General features: G+C 72.1%; 17 protein-coding genes. 4 read left to right on the forward strand and 13 right to left on the reverse strand.

Annotation, left to right across the window (positions count from 1 at the left end):
• Positions 1–8 precede the first annotated feature (8 nt).
• The 9 genes from FR742_RS17210 to FR742_RS17250 all read right to left on the reverse strand — a co-directional run bounded on the left by FR742_RS17210 (position 9) and on the right by FR742_RS17250 (position 11,714).
• Entirely contained in the window at positions 9–563 is a 555-nt protein-coding gene (locus tag FR742_RS17210) for an HPP family protein (RefSeq protein WP_148031881.1), read from the reverse strand.
• On the reverse strand, positions 560–1,402 hold the full coding sequence (locus FR742_RS17215) for a universal stress protein (RefSeq protein WP_148031882.1): 843 nt from the start codon (positions 1,400–1,402) through the stop codon (positions 560–562). The genes FR742_RS17210 and FR742_RS17215 overlap by 4 nt, the downstream gene beginning before the upstream one ends.
• 119 nt (positions 1,403–1,521) lie before the next feature.
• On the reverse strand, positions 1,522–2,244 hold the full coding sequence (narI, locus tag FR742_RS17220; protein ID WP_148031883.1) for a respiratory nitrate reductase subunit gamma: 723 nt from the start codon (positions 2,242–2,244) through the stop codon (positions 1,522–1,524).
• Complete coding sequence (gene narJ / locus FR742_RS17225; protein ID WP_148031884.1) at positions 2,241–2,891, reverse strand: nitrate reductase molybdenum cofactor assembly chaperone; 651 nt, start codon at positions 2,889–2,891, stop codon at positions 2,241–2,243. The genes narI and narJ overlap by 4 nt, the downstream gene beginning before the upstream one ends.
• Positions 2,891–4,546, reverse strand: a complete 1,656-nt coding sequence (narH, locus tag FR742_RS17230; protein ID WP_148031885.1) for a nitrate reductase subunit beta — start codon at positions 4,544–4,546, stop codon at positions 2,891–2,893. The genes narJ and narH overlap by 1 nt, the downstream gene beginning before the upstream one ends.
• On the reverse strand, positions 4,546–8,193 hold the full coding sequence (locus FR742_RS17235; RefSeq protein WP_148031886.1) for a nitrate reductase subunit alpha: 3,648 nt from the start codon (positions 8,191–8,193) through the stop codon (positions 4,546–4,548). The genes narH and FR742_RS17235 overlap by 1 nt, the downstream gene beginning before the upstream one ends.
• A gap of 15 nt (positions 8,194–8,208) precedes the next feature.
• Positions 8,209–9,405: an MFS transporter gene (locus FR742_RS17240; RefSeq protein ID WP_148031887.1), complete on the reverse strand. Its 1,197-nt coding sequence runs from the start codon at positions 9,403–9,405 to the stop codon at positions 8,209–8,211.
• A gap of 240 nt (positions 9,406–9,645) precedes the next feature.
• Positions 9,646–10,716, reverse strand: a complete 1,071-nt coding sequence (locus tag FR742_RS17245; protein ID WP_148031888.1) for a hypothetical protein — start codon at positions 10,714–10,716, stop codon at positions 9,646–9,648.
• Complete coding sequence (locus tag FR742_RS17250; protein ID WP_148031889.1) at positions 10,713–11,714, reverse strand: TOMM precursor leader peptide-binding protein; 1,002 nt, start codon at positions 11,712–11,714, stop codon at positions 10,713–10,715. The genes FR742_RS17245 and FR742_RS17250 overlap by 4 nt, the downstream gene beginning before the upstream one ends.
• A 490-nt stretch (positions 11,715–12,204) precedes the next feature.
• Between FR742_RS17250 and FR742_RS17255 the strand changes: the two genes are divergently transcribed.
• On the forward strand, positions 12,205–13,098 hold the full coding sequence (locus FR742_RS17255) for a TIGR03619 family F420-dependent LLM class oxidoreductase (protein WP_148031890.1): 894 nt from the start codon (positions 12,205–12,207) through the stop codon (positions 13,096–13,098).
• 20 nt (positions 13,099–13,118) lie between these two features.
• Here the strand turns inward: FR742_RS17255 and FR742_RS17260 are convergent, their stop codons facing one another.
• Together FR742_RS17260 and FR742_RS17265 are read right to left on the reverse strand one after the other, a co-directional pair.
• Complete coding sequence (locus FR742_RS17260; protein WP_148031891.1) at positions 13,119–14,393, reverse strand: alpha-amylase family protein; 1,275 nt, start codon at positions 14,391–14,393, stop codon at positions 13,119–13,121.
• Positions 14,394–14,428: 35 nt separating this feature from the next.
• Positions 14,429–15,463, reverse strand: a complete 1,035-nt coding sequence (locus FR742_RS17265) for a helix-turn-helix domain-containing protein (RefSeq protein ID WP_148031892.1) — start codon at positions 15,461–15,463, stop codon at positions 14,429–14,431.
• Between the two features lie 106 nt (positions 15,464–15,569).
• On the opposite strand from FR742_RS17265, the gene FR742_RS17270 reads away from it, so the two are divergent.
• Both FR742_RS17270 and FR742_RS17275 read left to right on the forward strand, forming a co-directional pair.
• Positions 15,570–16,106 carry an NUDIX hydrolase family protein gene (locus FR742_RS17270; protein ID WP_219545796.1) on the forward strand — a complete coding sequence of 179 codons (537 nt, stop codon included), beginning with the start codon at positions 15,570–15,572 and terminating at the stop codon, positions 16,104–16,106.
• 254 nt (positions 16,107–16,360) lie between these two features.
• On the forward strand, positions 16,361–17,326 hold the full coding sequence (locus FR742_RS17275) for an SDR family NAD(P)-dependent oxidoreductase (RefSeq protein ID WP_148031893.1): 966 nt from the start codon (positions 16,361–16,363) through the stop codon (positions 17,324–17,326).
• Positions 17,327–17,498: 172 nt separating this feature from the next.
• Here FR742_RS17275 and FR742_RS17280 read toward each other — a convergent pair whose 3' ends face one another.
• Positions 17,499–18,683, reverse strand: a complete 1,185-nt coding sequence (locus FR742_RS17280) for an RNA-guided endonuclease TnpB family protein (RefSeq protein WP_148031894.1) — start codon at positions 18,681–18,683, stop codon at positions 17,499–17,501.
• A gap of 97 nt (positions 18,684–18,780) precedes the next feature.
• Entirely contained in the window at positions 18,781–19,839 is a 1,059-nt protein-coding gene (locus FR742_RS17285; RefSeq protein WP_148031895.1) for an AraC family transcriptional regulator, read from the reverse strand.
• A 303-nt stretch (positions 19,840–20,142) separates the two neighbouring features.
• Between FR742_RS17285 and FR742_RS17290 the strand changes: the two genes are divergently transcribed.
• A complete protein-coding gene (locus tag FR742_RS17290; RefSeq protein ID WP_148031896.1) occupies positions 20,143–21,234 on the forward strand; it encodes a trans-aconitate 2-methyltransferase in 1,092 nt (363 codons plus the stop codon).
• Positions 21,235–21,279: the final 45 nt, after the last annotated feature.

The raw sequence follows: 21,279 nt of genomic DNA on the forward strand, positions 1-21,279 counted from the left end.
CCTCCTGATCAGGGAAGGATGGGTTCGAGGTGGAACATGCCGGTGACGAGCTCGCCCGGCTCGCCGGACGGCTTGACGCGCCCGGCGACGGCGGCGAGCACGTCACCGGCGGTGATCAGCCCGACGATCCCGCCGGCGTGGACCACGGGCACCGCGTCGCACCCGGCGTCCAGCATGACGGCGGCGACCCGGTGCAGCGGGTCCCCGGGTTCGACCCGCGGCCGGCGGCGGCCGGTCAGCAGCGAGCCGACCTGGCGGCCGGACTGCTCCTGAGGCCCGCAGGACCAGGTCGCCGCGAGTTCCTCGCGGGTCAGGACGCCGAGCACGTGCCGCCCCTCGACGACCGGCAGGTGGCGGACGCCGGCGCGGCGCATCAGCTCCCACGCCATGAGAGGCGACTCCCCCGGCTCGACGGCGACCAGCACGCGGCTCATCACCTGTTCGGCGGTCAGCTCCGCGACCGGCCTCGCCTGCGCGGCAGGCTCGCCGGCGGGACGCGCGCCTTCCTTCGGCACGGCACGCGGGGCGGTAGTGGTGGCACGGATGGCGGTCGGAGCGGTCATGATGTCTCCTCCGTTCGGGGACGGACGACGGCGACGGGGCAGATGACGTGGTGCAGCACGCCGTGGCTGACGGAGCCGAGGACGGCCGCGGCCAGCCCGCCGCGCCCGCGCGAGCCGACGACGACCAGGTCCGCCTGCTTGGAGGCCTCGATCAGCAGCGAGACGGGGTGCTCGCAGGCGTGCCCGTCGGTGATCCGCACGTCGAGGTTCTTCTCCCGCCACGGAACGACGCGCTCGCGCGCCGCGCGGGCCTCCTCCTGCATGACGTCCTCGATGAGCGAGTTGTAGGCGACCGCGTACGGGGAGTACGCCGGCATGGTCCAGCCGTAGGCGACGTACAGTTCGGCGTCGCGGCGGCGGGCCTGCTCGATGGCGTACTCCATGGCGGCCTCCGCGTGCTCGGAGCCGTCGTAGCCGACGACGATCCGCCCGTGCGTGATCGGGGAGGTGCCGCGGACGACGACCACGGGCCCGGCGGCGTGACCGGCGACGGCGATGCTGACCGAGCCCATGACCAGGCCCTGGAACCCGCCGAGCCCCCGGCTGCCGATGACGACGCTGTCGGCGGAGGCCGACTCGGCGATGAGCGCCGGGGCGACCTCCCCGGTGAGCAGCTCGGTCGTCACCTCGACGCCGCCCGCGAGGGCGCGGGCCCGGTCCGCGGCGGCCTCCAGGGTGCCCGCGCAGTATTCGGACTCGCCATGGCCGTGCCGCCACTGCTCGCAGATGTGGACGATGCGCAGGTTCACCCCTCTGCGCCGGGCGTCGGCGGCGGCCCATTCCACCGCCGCGGTCGCCGGTGCCGATCCGTCGATGCCCACCACGATCTGCCGAGCCATCACGACGCCTCCTTCACCCGTTCTGCCGTTCTCACCTCCAGTTTTTCCGATCGGGGGCGGCGGTGCCCGGGGAGGAGGACCCCGATCGGATGGCCTTTAGTCCCGAATTTGTGCTGCGTTCACCTTCTGGTGGTGGGCGTCCAGCCGGGGGTGCGGGTGACCGGTTCGCGGCTGCGGTAGACGATGTACGGGCGGGTCAGGTAGCCGATGGGCGCGGTGAGCATGTGCACCAGCCGGGTGAACGGCCAGATGGCGAAGAGCACCAGCGCGCTGAAGGCGTGCAGCTGGAACAGCGGCGGCGCCCCGGCCATCAGCTCCGCCCGCGGCTGGAGGGCGAAGACCGAGCGGAACCACGGCGAGACCGTGACCCGGTAGTCGTAGCCGCCGCCCAGCACGTTCGCGGCCACGGTGGCGGCCAGCCCGAGCACGATCACCAGGGCCAGGACGGCGTACATGAGCTTGTCGTTGCGGGTCGTCGCGGTGAACACGGGCCCGACGGTGCGCCGCCGGTAGATGAGGATGGCCAGGCCGGCGAGCGTGCACACGCCCGCGATGGTGCCGAGCACGACCGCGACCACGTGGTACATGCTCTCGGTGACGCCCACCGCCTCGGTCCACGACTTGGGGATCACCAGCCCGCCCACGTGCCCGAGGATGACGACCAGGATGCCGAAGTGGAACATCGGGCTGCCGATGCGCAGCAGCCGCGACTCGTACAGCTGTGAGGAGCGCGTGGTCCAGCCGAACTTGTCGTAGCGGTAGCGCCAGACGTGGCCGAGCACGAAGACGGTCAGCGCCACGTACGGGGCCACGACCCACAGCAGCAGGTCGAGCGCGTTCATCGGGATCCTCCATCGGTCGGGAACGACGGTGTCGGCCCCGCCTCGGGACCGGACCCGTTCACCGGGTAGGGCGGCAGGCCGACCTCCTCGGCCGGCGGCCCCTCGGCGGCCAGCTTGGCGGCGGCGGCGCGCTCGCGGGCGGTGGCGGGCGGCAGCGTGGCCAGCACCGCGGCGACCACGTGCGCGTACGGGGAACGCTCCGACTCCAGCGCCCGCAACAGCAGGTCCAGGCCCGGCCGGTGCTCGCGCAGCAGCCGGGAGGCCTGGGCGGTGCCGCCGCGCGCGGACAGCTCGCACACCACCGCCAGATGGTCGGGCAGCTCCCCCTCGGCGGGCTCGAACCCGGCCTCGCGGAAGGCGTGCTTGAACCGCAGCAGCGCCATCCCGCGCTTCCTGGTGTCGCCGTAGGTGTAGTAGGTCAGATACGGGCAGCAGCGGCGCTTCAGGTCGAAGGTGGCCACGTAGTGCTCGGCCAGGTCCTGCTGCGGTGTGGCGGCGGCGTGGTCGAGGAAGGCGCGCAGCCGCCGCGCCGGCTCGCCCGCGGGCAGCGTCCCGACCGTTTCCGTCAGCAGCGGCAGCGCCTCGGCCAGCCGCTCGTCGGGGTAGCTGAGCAGCACCGACGCGGTGAGGTGGACGGCGCGGTCCATCACTGGCCCTCCTTGTCGCGCCGGGGGAACAGGCCCTCGGGGGTGCCCTTGCCGTCCCAGTTCAGGAGATTGACCCGGCCGCGCAGGTCCTCGCTCCGCTCCAGCTCGTCCCCGCTCTGCCGCTCGCGCAGCGCGTGGAAGTTCTCGACCGCGATCGGCGCGGGCGTGCCGGACGCCTCGCCGAACGGCCCGCCCATGCCGGGGCCGCCCTCGTAGTCGAGGCTGCACCCGGTGGCGAGCTCCTCCAGGTCGGCGGCCTGCTCGGCGTGCGCCTTGGGGATGACGTACCGCTCGCCGTAGGGGGCCAGGGCCAGCAGCCGGTGCATGGACTCGATCTGGGCGCCGGTCATGCCGACCGCCTCGGCGATGCTCTCGTCGGGCTCCTGGCCGAGGTTGAGCCGGCGCATGTACGAGCGCATCGCCGCCAGGCGGCGCAGCACCAGCCTGACCGGCGCGGGATCGCCCGCGGTGAACAGCTCGGCCAGGTAGCCGATGGGGATGCGCAGCGACTCGATCGCGCCGAACAGGTTGCCGGCCTCCTCGCCGTCGTGCCCCGTCTCGGACAGCACGTCGACGACCGGCGACAGCGGCGGGATATACCAGACCATCGGCATCGTGCGGTACTCGGGATGCAGCGGCAGCGCGACCCCGTACTCGAAGATGAGCTGGTGGATGGGCGAGCGCCGGGCCGCCTCCAGCCAGTCCTCCGGGATGCCCGAGGCGCGGGCGCCGGCGATCACCTCCGGGTCGTTCGGGTCGAGCAGCACGCTCTTCTGCGCCTCGTACAGATCCTTCTCGTCCGGCGTCCGAGCCGCCTCGGCGACCCGGTCGGCGTCGTACAGGATGAGCCCGATGTAACGCAGCCGCCCCACGCACGTCTCGGAGCAGACGGTCGGGATGCCGACCTCGACCCGGGGGAAGCAGAACGTGCACTTCTCCGCCTTGCCGGTGCGGTGGTTGAAGTACACCTTCTTGTACGGGCAGCCGGTCACGCACATCCGCCAGCCGCGGCAGCGGTCCTGGTCGACCAGGACGATCCCGTCCTCGGAGCGCTTGTACATCGCGCCCGACGGGCACGAGGCCACGCAGGAGGGGTTCAGGCAGTGCTCGCAGATGCGCGGCAGGTAGAACATGAACGCCCGCTCGAACTCCAGCTTGACCTGGTCCGACACCTTGCGCAGCACCGGGTCGGCCTTGGTCAGCTCGGGGCCGCCGCCCAGGTCGTCGTCCCAGTTCGCGGACCACGTGATCTTGGTGGGCTCGCCGGAGATGAGCGACCTGGGACGGGCGACCGGAGTGTCCTCCGTCGCGGGGGCGGAGAACAGCCGGTCGTAGTCGTACGTCCAGGGCTCGTAGTAGTCCTGGATGGACGGCATCAGCGGGTTCGCGAAGATCGTCAGCAGCTTGCGCAGCCGCCCGCCGGCCTTCAGCTTGAGCCGGCCGCGGGAGTTCAGCTCCCACCCGCCCTGCCATTTCTTCTGGTCCTGGTAGGTGCGGGGGTAGCCCTGTCCGGGCCGGGTCTCGACGTTGTTGAACCAGACGTACTCGGTGCCGGCCCGGTTCGTCCACGCCTGCTTGCACGTGACCGAACAGGTATGGCAGCCGATGCACTTGTCCAGGTTCATCACCATGGCCAGCTGGCCCATGACCTTCATCAGTAGTCCACCTCCTGGGAGCGCCGCCGGATCACGGTCACCTCGTCGCGCTGGTTGCCGGTGGGGCCGAGGTAGTTGAACGCGAACGACAGCTGGGCGTAGCCGCCGATGAGGTGGGTGGGTTTGACCAGCAGCCGGGTGAGCGAGTTGTGGATGCCGCCGCGCCGGCCGGACGTCTCGCTCTTGGGCACGTCCACCACCCGCTCCTGCGCGTGGTACATGTACACGGTCCCCTCGGGCATCCGGTGGGAGACGACGGCGCGCGCCACGACCACGCCGTTGCGGTTGACCGCCTCGATCCAGTCGTTGTCCGCGATGCCGGCCTTGGCCGCGTCGGCGGGGCTCATCCAGATGTTCGGCCCGCCGCGCGACAGCGTCAGCATGAGCAGGTTGTCCTGATACTCGGAGTGGATGGACCACTTGGAGTGCGGCGTCAGATACCGCACCGTGATCCCCTCCGCCGTCGAGTCGCCGATCCCGGGCTCGCCGAACATGGCCGTCATGTTCAGCGGCGGCCGGTAGACCGGCAGCGCCTCACCCGCCTCCTGCATCCAGTCGTGGTCCAGGTAGAAGTGCTGCCGCCCGGTGAGGGTGTGCCAGGGCTTGCGATGCTCGACGTTGATCGTGAACGCCGAGTAGCGGCGGCCGCCGCTCTCGCTGCCCGACCACTCCGGCGAGGTGATCACCGGGACGGGGCGCGCCTGCGTGTCGGCGAACGTGATGTGCCGGTGCTCCTCGGCCAGCCCGTCGAAGGAGGTGCCGGTGCGCCGCGACAGCGTGGCGAACCCCTGCGCGGCCAGCCGCCCGTTGGTGGTGCCCGACAAGGCCAGGATGGCCTCGCACAGGTCCACGTCCCGCGCCAGCGACGGCCGGCCGTCCGCGGTGGACCCGTTGATCCGCCGCAGCCGGTCGATCTCGCCGCTCAGGTCGTAGGTGATGCCCTTGGTGGTGGCGCCCAGCCGCTCGGCGAGCGGGCCGAGGGAGGCCATCTTCGCGGCGATGGCCGCGTAGTCCCGCTCCACTTCGACGATCTTCGGGAAGTCCAGGCCCGGCGTCGGCGTCTCGCCGGTCCGCCGCCAGTCGCGCACCCGCCCGTGCGGGGTGGCCAGTTCGTCGGGGGTGTCGTGAATCAGCGGCATCGCCACCAGGTCGGTCCGCGTGCCCAGGTGCTCGGCGGCCAGCGTGCTGAAGGCGCGGGCGATCGTGTGGAAGGCGGTGAAGTCGCTGCGGGTCTGCCACGGCGGGTCGATCGCCGGGTTGAACGAGTGCACGAACGGATGCATGTCCGTCGAGGACAGGTCGTGCTTCTCGTACCAGGTCGCGGCCGGCAGCACGATGTCGGAGAACAGCGTGGTGGAGGTCATCCGGAAGTCGAGCGACAGCAGCAGGTCGAGCTTGCCCCGCGGCGCCTCCTCCCGCCAGGCGACGCCCTCGGGCCGCTGGCCGGGCCCCGCCTCCCGCGCGCGCAGCGAGGCGTCGGTGCCGAGCAGGTGGCGCAGGAAGTACTCGTCGCCCTTCGCCGAGGAGCCCAGCAGGTTGGCCCGCCACACGGTCAGCACCCGCGGCCAGTTCTCCGGCGCGTCCGGGTCCTCGCAGGCGAACCCCAGCTCACCGGAGGCCACCTTCTCCGCGATGTACGGGCCCGGCTCCTGCCCCGCGGCCCGCGCCTCGTCCGCCAGGTCGAGCGGGTTGCGGCCGAACGTCGGGTACGACGGCATCCAGCCCAGCCGCGCCGACTGCGACAGCAGGTCCGCCGTGGTCTTGCCGGCGAACACGCCGTCGCCCAGCGGCGAGGACACCACGTCCGCCTTGTAGGTGTCGTAACGCCACTGGTCGGTGTGCAGGTACCAGTACGCGGTGCCGATCATCTGGCGCGGCGGCCTCGACCAGTCGCCGCCCGAGGCCAGATGCGCCCACCCGGTGACCGGCCGGCACTTCTCCTGGCCGACGTAGTGGGCCCAGCCGCCGCCGTTGACGCCCTGGCAGCCGGTGAGCGTCACCAGCGCCAGGAACGCCCGGTAGATCGTGTCGGAATGGAACCAGTGGTTCGCCCCGGCCCCCATGATGATCATCGACCGGCCGCCGGACTCCTCGGCGTTGCGGGCGAACTCGCGGGCGATCCGCGTCGCCTTCGCCGCCGGCACCGACGTGATCGCCTCCTGCCAGGCCGGCGTGTACGGCTCGCCCGCGTCGTCGTACCCCTGGGGCCAGCGGCCCGGCAGCCCGCCGCGGCGCACCCCGTACTGGGCCAGCAGCAGGTCGAACACCGTGGTCACCAGGTGGTCGCCGACGCGCCGCACCGGCACGCCGCGCTCCAGCACGCCGCTCTCGGCCCCGTCGAAACGGGGCAGGCCCACCGGGACCGACTCGCCCGTGTCGAGCATCGTCAGCGCCGGCGACACCTCGCCCAGGTCCAGGTTCCACCGGCCCTGGCCCTGCTCGGAGAAGCGGAACCCGAGCGAGCCGTTCGGGACGGCGACCTCACCCGCGTCCGCGTCCCACACCGCCGTGCTGAACGCCGCCTCCTTACCTTCCTGCCCGAGATCGGCGGCCGTGAGGAACTTGTCCGGCACGTACTGGCCGGGCTCGCGCTCGCGCAGCCGCACCAGGAACGGCAGATCCGTGTAGCGGCGCACGTAGTCGGCGAAGTACGGAGTGGCGGAGTCGACGAAGAACTCCTTGAGGATCACGTGCCCCATCGCCATCGCCAGCGCCCCGTCGGTGCCCGGATGCGGGGCCAGCCACTCGTCGGCGAACTTCGCGGCGTCGCTGAAGTCCGGCGACATCACCACGACCTTCTGCCCGCGGTAGCGCGCCTCGGTCATGTAGTGCGCGTCCGGGGTCCGGGTGACGGGCACGTTCGAGCCCCACAGCATCAGGTACGACGCGTCCCACCAGTCGGCCGACTCCGGCACGTCCGTCTGGTCGCCGAACACCTGCGGCGAGGCCACCGGCAGGTCGGCGTACCAGTCGTAGAACGACAGCATCGCCCCGCCGATCAGCGAGACGAACCGGGAACCGACCGCGTGCGAGGCCATCGACATGGCCGGGATCGGGGAGAACCCGGCCACCCGGTCCGGCCCGTACGTCTTGATCGTGTGCACGTGCGCGGCCGCGATCATCTCGGTCGCCTCGTCCCAGGAGACCCGCACCAGCCCGCCCTTGCCGCGCGCCGACTGGTAGCGGTGGCGCTTGCCCGGATCGGTGGTGATCTCCGCCCAGGCCGCGACCGGGTCGCCCAGCCGCGCCTTCGCCTCCCGGTACATCGACACCAGCACGCCGCGCGCGTACGGGAAACGCACCCGGGTCGGCGAGTAGGTGTACCAGGAGAAGGCGGCCCCGCGCGGGCAGCCGCGCGGCTCGTACTCCGGCCGGTCCCCGCCCACGCTCGGGTAGTCGGTCTGCTGCGCCTCCCAGGTGATCACGCCGTCCTTGACGTACACCTTCCACGAGCAGGAACCGGTGCAGTTCACGCCGTGCGTCGACCGCACGACCTTGTCGTGACTCCACCGGTCACGGTAGAACGCGTCGGCCTGACGGCCGCCGATCTGGTGCAGTGTTCGCAGGTCAGGGGACATCGTGCCGGGGTGCAGATAACGTCCCAGCCGGAGCAGGGCATCGGTGAGAGGCCCGTCCATGCCCGACATGTGGCTCTCTTTCTGTTAGGGGTGCGCGCGGGGGCGCAGGATGAACCAGCAGTAGACGAAGGCGCCGAAAGCCATGGCGGCCAGCAGCATCAACCCGATCGAGTACGAGCCCGTCGCCTGAAAGATCAGCCCCATCACGATCGGCGGCAGGAACCCGCCGAGGCCGCCGGCCGCGCCCACCACACCGGTGGCGCTGCCGACCATCGCGACCGGGACGGCCCGGCCCAGGATGGCGAACACCGCGCCGTTGCCCAGCCCGAGCGCCGCCGCCATCGCCAGGAAGCCGACCGTGGCGACCGGCATCCCGGGTGCGAACGAGACCACGATCGCGCACGCGAACACCACCGCCAGCACGTACGCCAGCACGGACTCGCCGCCGACCCGGTCCGACAGCCAGCCGCCCACCGGGCGGGCGAGCGTGGCCAGCACCACGAACCCCGCCGCGCGGGCCGCCGCGTCCGCCACCGTCAGCCCGTACACGCTCTGCAGATACAGCGGCAGGTAGACACCGAACGCGACGAAACCACCGAAGGTGAGCGCGTACATCCCGGCCAGCTCCACCGTGACCCGCATCCGGGCGGCGGCGGTGAACCTCTTGAGGAACGGCTCCGCGGCCGGCTTCACGCCGGGGGCGTCCCGCCCTGCCAGCAGGAAGACCACGCCCGTCACCGCGAGCGCCGCCGCGACCACGTAGAAGGGGGCGCGCCGGCCGAACTCGTCGGCCAGCCACGGGGTGGCGAACCCGGAGATGGCGGTGCCGATGTTGCCCATGCCGAAGACGCCCAGCGCCAGGCCACGCCGCTCCGGAGGGAACCAGGCGTTGACGAACGGGACGCCGATCGCGAACGTCGCACCGGTCAGGCCCAGCAGCAACCCGCCCACCAGCAGCAGCGAGTACGTCTCCACGAAGGCGAGGAAGACGACGGGGATCACGCCGATCAGCGTCGTCACGCCGAACACCAGCCGGCCGCCGTAACGGTCGGTCAGCGCGCCGAGCACGATGCGGCCCAGCGACCCGACGATCACCGGGACGGCCACCAGCACCGACACCGCGGTGGCGCTCAGCCCCAGGGACCGCTGGTAGACGGGGCCGAGCGGGCTCAGCAGCGCCCAGGCCCAGAAGTTCACCGCGAACGCGATCGTGGCCAGGATCAGCGCGGTCACACGGCTCGCCGTGGACGTGACCGCGGCGGGGGACGGTGCGGCAGGCATGGCGGGGACCACCTCCGGTCGGACGCTAGGGCCACCCCAGTCTTCTGGACTGCACCATGCCCACTTAAGGGTCTTTAGTCCCATCAATAAGGATCAAACAACGATCATCTTCGTGACCCGTCCCCCGGCGCGTGCGGGATCCGCGGGGCGGGGGGCGGGGGGCCGCACGCGGGGCGCCGGCCGACAGCGGGCGTCCCGATTTTTCCTGACATAGTTGAAAACTGTGCTTTTCACAGTCTGTCAGGACGAATTCCGCACCCACCCCAAGAAACGGCGGACCAGAATCACCAGATAAAGCACCCAACCCGCAGCGATCACCACGAGCGCGGCCACCGGTTCCCACAATGCCCCCGAAGCCAACTCCCCCATCGCCCGGCGAACCACCGCCACCGTGATCGGCACCGTATAAAGGGCGAAAAACGCCAACCCCAGCACCCGCCCCACAACCACGAACCACGCGTACACCCGCACACTCCGCCGCGCCCCACCACCCCGCCCACGCAGATACGCCTGCGCGTCCGCCATCAAATTCTTGTTCCCCGTCGCGTTCGCGAAGACGTAGTACACATCCGTACGCATGAAGAACAGGAACTGCCAGACCACCTGCGCCAGACAGATCACCATCACCAGCCGCGCCGGCGCCGACTCGGTCACGTACAGCACGCACGCCGACCCGCAGATCAGCACCCAGTCCACCCGCATCCCCGCCAGATGAGCGCGATAGCGCGCCCGCCGCGGCACCCCCCACACCCCGGTGATCCGCGTCTGCACCACCAGGAACTGCAACCGCGTACCCAGCGACAACTCCGCCCGCACGCCCAGCGACCGCGCGGCGGCCACATGCCCCAGCTCGTGCAGCAGCACCAGCGCCCACGACCCCGCCGCGAACGCCAGCGTGAACGACAGACTGCCCGGCCACACCAGCGACGACACCCCCGGCCGCACCCTCGGCTCGGCCACCGCGGCGGCCACCGCACACCCCGTGAGCAGCACCAGCACGACGTCGGCCGGACGGGAGAAGAACCAGGCCACCTGCCGCGGCCGGATCCTGTCCCACACGTTCGGCCGCCGCTCCGGCCGCGTCGTCAACCCCGCGTCCGCCAAGCCGCCGACGAAGGCGGCCACGTCCACGTCCACCCCCCGCTCGGCCCGCACCCGCTCGCGCGCCTGCGCCACCGTCCGCGTGCCGTCGAGCGCCGACACCACCGCCGCCGCCACCGCCGGCACGTGCACGAACGTCTCCCCGTTGCCGATCACGTAGTCGTCCGGCCCGTCAGCCACCACCGTCAGGAACGACAGATCGGTGTTCACCCGCAGACCCCGCACCGGTCGTACCGGTGGAACTCCCTCGTCGTGGTCGTCAACGTCAGCAGATCGAGCCACACGCTCCGGCCCTCCACCGCCGGCGTGCCCGCACCCGTCAGATAGCGGAGCACCTCCGAGGCCAGCATCCCGGCCACGATCTGGCACAACGGCCCGAACGACGGGATCACCCGCCCCGGGTTGTCCCCGGTGGGCAACTCCGTCCGGCCGTAACGGGCGGCCAGCGAACGCTCCTGACACGACAGGCAACCCGTCTTGCCGGGCACGACGAGCGGCCCCACCAGCCCCACGTGCTGGTTGAACCCGCCCGTCACGAACGGCACCCCCGCCTCCACACACGCCCGGTTCACCCAGCGCGCGATGTGCGGCTGCGGCGTGTCCACCGTGCTGACCACCAGATCGGCGGCCACCACCACGTCGCGCGGCCCGCCGATGCGCCGCTCGACGGTGTCCACCCGCACACCGGGACGGTGCGCCCGCAGCCGCCGCGCCGCCGCCACCGTCTTGAGCTCACCCACGTCCCCGGCCGTGTACAGGTACTGGCGATGCAGGTTACTCGCCTCCACCCGGTCGTCGTCGACCAGCGTCAACCGCCCCACCCCGCTGGTCGCCAGTTGCAGCGCGACGGCGCCCCCGATCGCCCCCGCGCCGAGCACCGCCACATGCGTACGCCGCAGCTCGCCGAGCACGGCCGTCACCTCGGCGGCCGGCCGGAACATCGACAGGAACAGCGCGAACCTGGAGAGCCCCGCGTCGGCCGCCAGCGCGTCGAGATCGTCGGCGGTGACCAGGATGCGCGCCTCCAGCAGCCGCGCCACGGCCGCGTCGATCTCGGCCGGAGGCACCTCGCCGAGCAGCGCGTACAGATCGGCCCGCTCCACCGGCTCACGGGCGCACAGCCGGATCAGCCGGCGCAACGGCGCCGCCGCCGGGTCGAGGACCAGGCCCGTCGGCGGGAAATCCCCCAGCCGCACCCGCTCACGCAAATCATCAATGAAAAGGGGAAAAGCCGGATTCACCTGAATCCTGGGCATGAAGAAGACTCCCGTAAGCACGAAGGCGGGGCCCTCGCAAAGAGGGCCCCGCGACAGTTCAGCAGCTGTTGCTGTTACCTGTGGTCTCGACTTCTTCGACCTTCCTGATCTCGATCGTCATGCGCGATCCCTTCATAGATCGTGTTGGCCGATGTGATCGTAAGAAGAATCATCGGCACCAGGGAGGCCCAATGACGTTCTGTGCGGCAATTGATGCCCTAAGTCGCGGAAACCTAGAATTCTCAATAACTTCGCGCGCTGGTCGCGGATGGTGTTGTTCTGACGTTTGTGATATCGGGGTTGCTTCCAGCCCAGCGTCTTTACAAAGTAGATCACGACAGGGTCGCCATCCCGGGGCGCGACATGTCGCCACTGTTTGGTGTATCAATGTAATGATTGACCAGAGCGCCAAGCTCCCCACCAGGAGCCCGTAGGAGCCCCCGTGAAGTTCACCGTCGAGTACCCGATCAGCGCGCCCGGCTACGACCCCGCCCTCGTCCGCCCCGGCGGGATGCGCCGCCTCGTGCGGGCGGCGGAGGAGGCGGGTTTCGCCGCCGTCGGGTTCACCGAGCACCCGGCGCCGTCGAAGAAGTGGCTCGACGCAGGCGGGCACGAGGCCCTCGACCCGATCGCCGCGCTGAGCTACTGCGCCGCCGTGTCGGAGCGGATCCGGCTGATGACCCATCTGCTCGTGCTCCCGTACCACAACCCGTTCCTGCTGGCCAAGAGCCTGACCACGGTCGACCTGCTGTCCGAGGGGCGGCTGACCGTGGTCGCCGGGGCCGGTTACCTGCGCTCGGAGTTCCTGGCGATGGGCGTGGACATGGCCGGGCGCAACGCCCGCTTCGACGAGTCGATCGAGGTGCTGCGGGGCGTGTGGGGGAACGTGCCGTTCGACCACAGGGGGCCGCTGTTCGAAGGCCGTGACGTGGCCGCCCTTCCGGCTCCGCTCACGCCGGGCGGGCCGCCCATCTGGATCGGCGGCAACAGCGCGCTGGCCCGCCGCCGGGCGGCTCGCAACCAGGGCTGGAGCCCGTTCATGACGGACGGGGAGCTCGCCCGTACCGCCCGCACCGCGGCGATCACCACGGTGGAGCAGCTCGCCCGGCACGTCGAGGAGGTTCGTGAGCTGGCCGGCAGGGCCGTCGAGGTGCAGGTGCGCACCCCGGCGCACCGATACCTGATCGACGGCGGTTCCGCCGAGGAGCACCGCGACCACCTGGGCCGCCTGGCGGAGGCGGGCGTCACCTCGTTCGTGGTGCGGCCGCCGGGCGCGAGCGTGGCGGCCGCGGTCGAGGCGCTGCACGGCTACGCCGAAACGTTCCGGCGGGGCTAGGGTCCTTCAGCCGGCCGCGGCTACTCCGGGAGCAGGGCCCCCGTGAGGACGGTCCAGCCGTGCGCGGGCACGAGAAGGGGATCGGCGCCGTCGGGGTGCGAGCTCTCGGCGACCGCGAGGCCCGAGATGTCCAGGGGGAACCGGTACGGCTCCGGGCCGGTGTTCAGCAGGGTGAGCAGCCTGCCTGCACCCGTGCTCTCCAGGGCCACGGCCGTGTTGGTCAGATGGGGCACGGCCGTGCGGGCCCGGGCCAGCCACGGGTGGCGGCGTCGCAGCCCGATGAGCCGCTGGTGCAGCCGGTAGACCGGCCACCCCGCCGGATCGAGCTCCGCGGGACCGGCGGGGAAGGCGGGCCTGACGGCGTCGTCGCCGCCCGGCCGGTCCTCCTTCAGCCCGCGGAAGCCCTGCTCGTCGCCGTAGTAGACGCTCGGGACCCCGCCCACGGTGAAGAGCACGGCGAGCGCGTGGCCCAGGTGGCGCTCGTCGGCCAGGCGGGTGGCCAGCCTGGTCACGTCGTGGTTGCCGACGAACGTGAGCGGCTCGAACGACTCCAGCAGGGCGTCGTGCCGGTCCAGCGCCCAGGCCAGCTCGTAGAAGTTGCCGTCGTTCAGCGAGCTCCAGATCGCCTTCCACAGCTCGTACTGGGTGACCGAGTCCAGCCCGCTCTCCGCCACGTAGCCCGCGTAGTCGCCGTGGATCACCTCGCCGACGAACCAGGCGCCGGGGTGGCGCGGGCGCACCCGGGCGAGCGCCTCGCGCCAGAACGCGGCGGGCATCGCGTACGCGGCGTCCAGCCGCCATCCGGACGCGCCGCGGCTCAGCCAGTGGTCCATGACGCGGACCACGTGGTCGAGGACCTCGGGGTGGTCGTGGTTGAGGGTGACGAGCCCGGAGTGGCCCTCGAACGTGGCGTGACCGCCGCCTTCGGGCACGAACCAGTGCGCGAAGCGCGGGTCGCCGAACTTCGGATGGCCCCGGCCCACGTGGTTGAACACCCCGTCCAGGACGATCAGCAGGCCGCGCTCGCGGGCCGCGCGCACCAGCCGGTCGAAGTCCGCCTCGTCGCCGAGTCTCGGGTCCACGCGGAAATGGTCCAGCGTGTCGTACCCGTGCGTCTCGGACGCGAAGATCGGCCCGAGCTGCAGGACCGAGCAGCCCAGCTCGGCGGCGTAGTCGAGCCACCCCTCCAGCCGCCGCAGGCGATGGCGCACCGGCGTGCCGGGCGGCGGAGCCGCGGGCTCCGCGCCGGTGAATCCGAGCGGGTACACGTGCCACCAGACACCGTCTCTCACCATGACTGAACGGTCCTTCCCGCGTCGCCGCCCGCTACTCAGCCGTCGAGCAGCCGCCACGCGGTGAGGGCGAGCCTGGCCCGGGTCAGCCCGGCGGGGTCGCCGAGCTCGATGCCCAGAGTCCTGCCGAGCGCTTCGAGGCGGCGCGCGACGCTGCTGTGGTGCAGGTGGAGAAGGTCGGCGGCCTGGCGCAGGGAGCCGGTGGCGCAGTAGGCGTCGAGCGTCTCCAGGTCCTCGGGACTGCCGGCCAGGAGGGTGATCGCGGCCACGTCGGGGTTGCCGCGCAGGGAGTCCGCGGGGATCTCGGCCAGGAGCGCCAGCGCGCCCAGGTCGTCGTGGTGGACGACCGGCCGGCGCGGCGTGGCGAAGCGCAGGGCGGTGCGGGCGTGCGCCCAGGACCGGTCGGGGCTTTCGGCCGTGCCGACGCCCGCCCGCACGCCCGCCGGGAAGCGGGCCAGGTCGACGGTGGTGGCCAGGATGACGCCCACGTCGGCGAGGGGCGCGGCCTTCACCGGGCGGGCCGGGCAGATCAGCCCGCCGACCTGGTCGAGCGGAAGCCGCGACCGCACGGCGACGGCGCGGACGGGCAGGTCGGCGGCGAAGCCCAGCAGGCGCAGCGCCCGCGCCCTGGCCGCCTCGTCGCTGTCGGAGCTGATCACCAGCTCGACGAGCGCGGGATCGGCCATGGTGGTGCGGGCCGGGCCGTACTTCTCGACGACCGTCGCGGCGGCGATGGCCAGCCGGTCCAGCACCACCTCGTCGAGCGACTTCGGCGGGCCGGGGCGCTCCAGCCAGACCGTGCCGATCTCCTCGTCGTCGAGGGTGATCGGCGCCGAACTGGACGCCGGGGCGACCGGGCCGCGCGCCGGCATGCCGTCGTCCGCGACGCGGATGACCCGTCCCGTGCCGTGGAGCCGGATGCCCGCCACGCACCCGGCCAGGCCGGCCGAGGCCCGGGCCAGCGCGGGCAGGTCCACCCGGCGGCGCATCAGCGTGTCGTAGAACATGACGACCCGGAGCGCGCCTTCGACCTGCGTGTCCAGCTGCGACAGCCGTTCGGCCAGTGCCTCCATGATTCCCAGGGTATGCGCCGATCGGCGCGCGGGCGGGCGTCGTGCCCGACATCTGGCGGCTCCGCCCGCTGACCGGCGACGATCCGGCGGACAGTACGATCAGCTGGTGACCGAGATAACCGAGACCTCGCCCGGCTGGCTCGCTCCCGAGGAGCTCGAGTCGGTGCGCGGCCGCATGCCGATCCTGTACGTCGACGCGGTGCCGGTGCGGGTGGACGACACGGGCGCCGTGACCCGCGTCGGGCTGCTGCTCCGCATCGCCGCCGACGGGACCGTCAGCAGGGCCCTGGTCTCCGGGCGGGTGCTCTACCACGAGCGTGTCCGCGACGCCCTCCTGCGTCACCTGGAGAAGGACCTCGGCCCGGTCGCCCTGCCCAGCCTGCCCGTGTCGCCGGTGCCGTTCACGGTCGCCGAATACTTCCCGACGCCCGGCGTGACGCCCTACCACGACCCGCGCCAGCACGCCGTCTCGCTGGCCTACATCGTGCCGGTCCGCGGCGACTGCCGCCCCCGGCAGGACGCGCTCGACCTCGTGTGGTTCACGCCGGAGGAGGCGGCCTCGCCGATGGTGCAGCAGGAGATGACGGGCGGCCAGGGCGTGCTGCTCAAGCAGGCGCTCGCGCACGTGGGCCGGCTGACCTGAGTCAGTGGTGCCCAGAACGGCCTGACTTCCGCGGCCGGTTGCGCTCGCGAACCAGTGATGTGCGCGCCTCCCCCGCCACGTAGGCGGCATCGGTGACGCCGCCGCGGTGCACCCGCCGCAGGTCGTGCGGGCTCGTCGCTTCCCAGCACCTCCCGTACACCCACTTCCCTCCCCCAGCGCGCGGCTTCGGACGGCTCGGCCGTACGAGCCCCCGGCTTGACCTGGAGTGCGCTCCACTCCGTAGCGTCACGGACATGACCACAGCGCAACAGAGCATCGGATCCGGCTTCGGCGCCCGCAGCACCGCGCGCGAGGTGCTGCGCGGCATCGACCTCACCGGGAAGCTGGCGATCGTCACGGGCGGCTACTCGGGGCTCGGCCTGGAGACCACGCGGGCGCTCGCGGAGGCGGGCGCCCGGGTCGTGGTGCCCGCCAGGCGGCCCGAGCACGCCGCGGAGGCGGTCGCCGGGGTCGCCGGGGTCGCCGGGGTCGAGGTGGACGCGCTCGACCTGGCCGACCTCGGCAGCGTACGCGATTTCGCCGAGCGCTTCCTCGCCTCCGGCCGGGACGTGCACATCATGATCAACAGCGCGGCGGTGATGGCCGCCCCCGAGACGCGGGTCGGGCCCGGCTGGGAGCTGCAGTTCGCCACCAACCACCTGGGCCACTACGCGCTGGTCAACCGGCTCTGGCCGGCGATCCGGCGCGGCGGCGGACGGGTGGTGTCCGTGTCGTCGAACGCCCACCGCATGACCGGCATCCGCTGGGACGACGTGCATCTCACCACCGGTTATGAGAAGTGGCTGGCGTACGGGCAGGCCAAGACCGCCAACGTGCTGTTCGCCGTCCACCTGGACAGGCTCGCGGCTCCGTACGGGGTGCGCGCCTTCGCCCTGCACCCGGGCGGCATCCTCACCCCGCTCCAGCGGCACCTGCCCAAGGCGGAGATGGTGGCAGCGGGCTGGATCGACGAGGACGGCAACCAGGTCGCCGACAGCTTCAAGACGCCGGAGCAGGGGGCGTCCACCCAGGTGTGGGCGGCCACCTCGCCTCGGCTCGACGGCCTGGGCGGCCTCTACCTGGAGGACTGCGACGTCGCCCCCCAGGCGGACGGGACCGCCCCGGGCCCGGGCGTCCGCCCCCACGCGACGGACCCCGACGAGGCCGCCCGCCTGTGGCGCCTCTCAGCGGAACTCACCGGCGTGAACGCCTTCCCCTGACAGCACTTCTCCCACCGGCGGATGAGTGACCGGCCAGTCCCGCCCGAACAATCACCCGCGCCGGCCCCAGGCTCCACCCCGGACACCCACCACGCCCCGCCGCAAGCTCTGACCGGCCGTTCCGTCCTGGAAGGTTGTGACTCCTCCGCTCCCTGAAGGGAGCGGCTTCTCGCTAAGCCGCTTCCGCAGCCTGGCGAAGGGCAAGCCCTGCCCTCACGATGTTGACCGCCGCGTTCACGTCGGCGTGCGCGGCATGCCCGCACGACACGCACCGGAACTCGGCCTGGGTGACGCGGTTCGCCTTCGCGCAGTGCCCGCAACGTGAGCATGTGCGGGAGGTGCCGGCGGGGTTCACCGCGATCAGCTCTCGACCGGCGCTTTCAGCCTTGTGCGACAGGGTCGTCAGGAACACCCCCCAACCCGCATCCAGGATGCTCCGGTTCAGGCCCGACTTCTGCGCGACGTTCCGGCCGGGAGCCTCGACCGTGCCGGACGCGCTGCGGGTCATGTTCGCGATCCGCAGGTCTTCGTGCACGATCACGTCGTAGGCACGGACCAGGACGAGCGCGGCCTTGTGCGCGTAGTCCAGCCGCTGACGGCGGACCTTGCCGTGCAGGGCGGCGACGCGGGCCACCGCCTTGCGCCGCCGCCGGGAGCCCCGCCGCTTGCGGGCCAGGTCACGCTGCGCGTCCGCGAGACGGCCGGCACCGGCGGCGAGGTGACGCGGGTTCGCCACCCGCACGCCGTCGGAGGTGGTGACGAGCGAGGCCACACCCAGGTCGATCCCAGCCATCGCGCCCGTGGCGGGCAGAGGTTCGGCGGGCACGTTGTCGCACGACAGGACCAGATACCAGCGGGAGCCCTCGCGCTTGACGCTGATGGTCTTGACCCGGCCTTTCACGGGCCGGTGCCGGTGGACGCGGACGTGCCCGACGCCCTGAAGCCGGACATAGGTGGCCGAGGGGTGTCCGGGCTGGGAGTCCCACCGGCAGCCGTCGCCGTCCTTCGGCCATTCCACGGTGTCGAACCGGCCGCGTCCTTTGAAACGCGGGAAGCCCGGGGTTCGTCCGGCCTTGACCCGGCGGAAGAACGCGGCGAACGCCTTGTCGAGGCGTCGCAGGGTGGCCTGCTGGGAGGAGAAGGACCAGCGGCCCTGCCCGCCGGTGTCGTCGGCGCGGATGTGTTTCAGCTCGGCGGACTGGTCGCCGTAGCGGACGCTCACGCCCGCTTTGGCGTAGGCGGTGCGGCGGTGCTCCAGGGCGGCGTTGTAGAGCTGCCGGTGATCCTCCAGACACGCGGTGAGAGCGATCTCCTGGTGGCGGGTGGGGCGCAGCAGGAACTTCAACGACCTGCGCACACCCCACCCCCTGTCACGTTCGGTAACGACAACACCACGATATCGGCTGACGCCGACAAAACTTGGAAGGACATCCGTGATGCGCGGACCTGGCAGGTCAGGGCACGTTTGGGCCCTGGCGGCCCTCCCGCTCCCGATTCCCCCGCCGCCTCAAGGCGCCGGACCCCTCGGGAGGATCTGATGGGAGGGGAGTCCGCCCGGTCGTGCGGCGGTAGACGCCGGGGGCGAGGCCGTACTCGCGCTTGAACGCGTGCGCGAGGGCGTGCTCGGAGCCGTAGCCGACCTGGGCGGCGATGGCCGTGAGCGGCTCTTCGGTGTCGCGGAGCAGGCGGGCCGCGCTGGTGAGGCGCCACCAGGTGAGATAGGCCAGCGGCGGCCGCCCCACCAGCGCGGCGAACCTCCTGGCGAACGCCGCCCTGGAGAGCCCGCCCTGCCTGCCCAGCGCCTCGACGGTCCACGGCCTGGCCGGTTCGGCGTGGACGGCGCGCAGGGCCGCGTCCACGGCGGGATCACGCAGGGCCGCCGCCCACCCGCCGGACTGCTCGGCCAGCCAGGCCCGCAGGATGTAGAGCAGCAACAGGTCGAGCAGCGCAGGCAGAGCGGCATCACCACCGGGCGCGCCACCCCCGAGGGCAGGCACCCGGCCATCCTCCTGGCCGGACAGCACCGGCAGGCCGTCACCGTCGACGCCCCGCGCCTGGCCGGACAGCAGAGGCAGGGCGTCGCCCTCGGTAGTCGGCGCCCGGTCGAGTTCCTGGCCGAGCAGTTCGACGACCGCTTGCAGCGACGGATCGCGGCCCACCTTCGCGGGCAGGCGGACGATCTCGGGCAGTTCGGTGAGCAGCGGGTGCGCCCGGTCCTGGTCCATCGGGTAGCCGCCGCACAGCAGGACGACGGTCCCGCCGGGCGGCGCGGCGGGAGCCGAGGCCAGCCCGTGCGCGGCGGCCGTGGGCAGGAACACCACGTCGCCCACCCCGAGCGGCACCGGCTCCGCTTCGCGGGGCAGCAGCAGGCACGAGCCCTGCAGCACGACGTGGAACCCGGCGCAGCCCTCCCCTGCCGGGAAGTCCTCGGCGAAGGGCACCTTCCCAACGAGGCGGCTGGAGTGCGGGCGGCCCACCCGCGCGGCCGTGACCGCGTCCGACAGCACATCCATGCCGGGAGCATAACGGGAGACGCTCCCGCAAAAGCGGAGCATCCTGGAGCATCAGCCGTCTTTCCGGCAAATCCCATAGCTTCCAGCGAGCGACCGCCTACGACGTAGACATGAACAGCTCCATGCGGCCGGTGACGCAGGCGCCCGCCCCCGAGCAAGTCCTGAACGCACTCGTCCTACCTGGAGAACGCGGGAGCCGTCAGGGAAGGAACTCGCCTGATACACGTACTTTTCCCTGTTTTCCCAGATCAGAGGAACCGATCCTGATCTCGCGATCGTTCACTGGAGAAAGCGAGACCTGCGATGACCACCGACCTGAGCCTGGACACCGACCGCACCGACCGGCTGGTGGACCGGTTGTTCGAGGGCACCGTCGGCGCCCTGGAGCTCTACTCGGTCTATCTGGGCACCGAACTGGGCCTGTACCGGGTGCTGCACGAGCAGGGCCCGCTCACGCCGGTCGAGCTCGCCCACGGCGCCGGCATCACGCCCAGGTACGCCCGCGAGTGGCTGGAGCAGCAGGCCGTGGCCGGGCTGCTCGACGTGGAGGAGCCGCCCGGCGGCGAGCGCCGTTTCGCCCTGCCGCCCGAGCACGCCCGCGTGCTGGTGCACGCCGAGGACCCGGCGTACGTGGCCCCGTTCGGGCATCTGCTGGCCGGCATCGGCGGCGTGCTGGACCTGGTCGCGCACGCGTACCGCACCGGCACGGGCGTCCCCTACTCCTCGTACGGGCGCGCGTTCCGGCACGGGCAGGGCCACATCAACCGGCCCGCGTTCACCCACGACCTGACCGGCGAGTGGCTTCAGGCCATGCCCGACGTGGTCGAGCGGCTGCACGCGGCGCCCCGCCCGCGCATCGCCGACGTCGGCTGCGGCCAGGGCTGGTCCACGCTCGCGCTGGCCCGCGCGTTCCCGAACGCCCGGGTGGACGGCGTGGACCTGGACGACGCCTCCGTCGCCGACGCGCGGGCCAACGCCGCGGAGGCCGGGCTCGACGGCCGGATCAGAGTGCTGCATGCCGACGTGGCACGGCTGCCCGAGACCGGTCCGTACGACCTGGTCGTCATCCTGGAGGCGCTGCACGACATGGCGCAGCCGGTGGAGGCGCTGCGCGCGATGCGCGACGCGCTAGCCGGCGGCGGCGCGGTCCTGGTCGGCGACGAGCGGGTGGCGGACACGTTCACCGCGCCGGGCGACCAGGTGGAGCGCCTGATGTACGGGTGGAGCGTCACGCACTGCCTGCCCACCCAGCTCGTGGACCGGCCGACGGCCGCGACCGGCACGGTGATCCGCGCGGGCGCGGTGCGGGAGCACGCGGCCGCCGCCGGCTTCGGCCGCTGCACCGTGCTGCCGGTGGAGCACGACTTCTTCCGCTTCTACCGGCTGGACGCCTGACCGTCGCGCCAGGAACTCGGCCTCCACCTCGTCCGCCCGCGCCCG

This window comes from Nonomuraea sp. C10, from assembly GCF_008017515.1.
Lineage (GTDB): Bacteria > Actinomycetota > Actinomycetes > Streptosporangiales > Streptosporangiaceae > Nonomuraea > Nonomuraea ferruginea.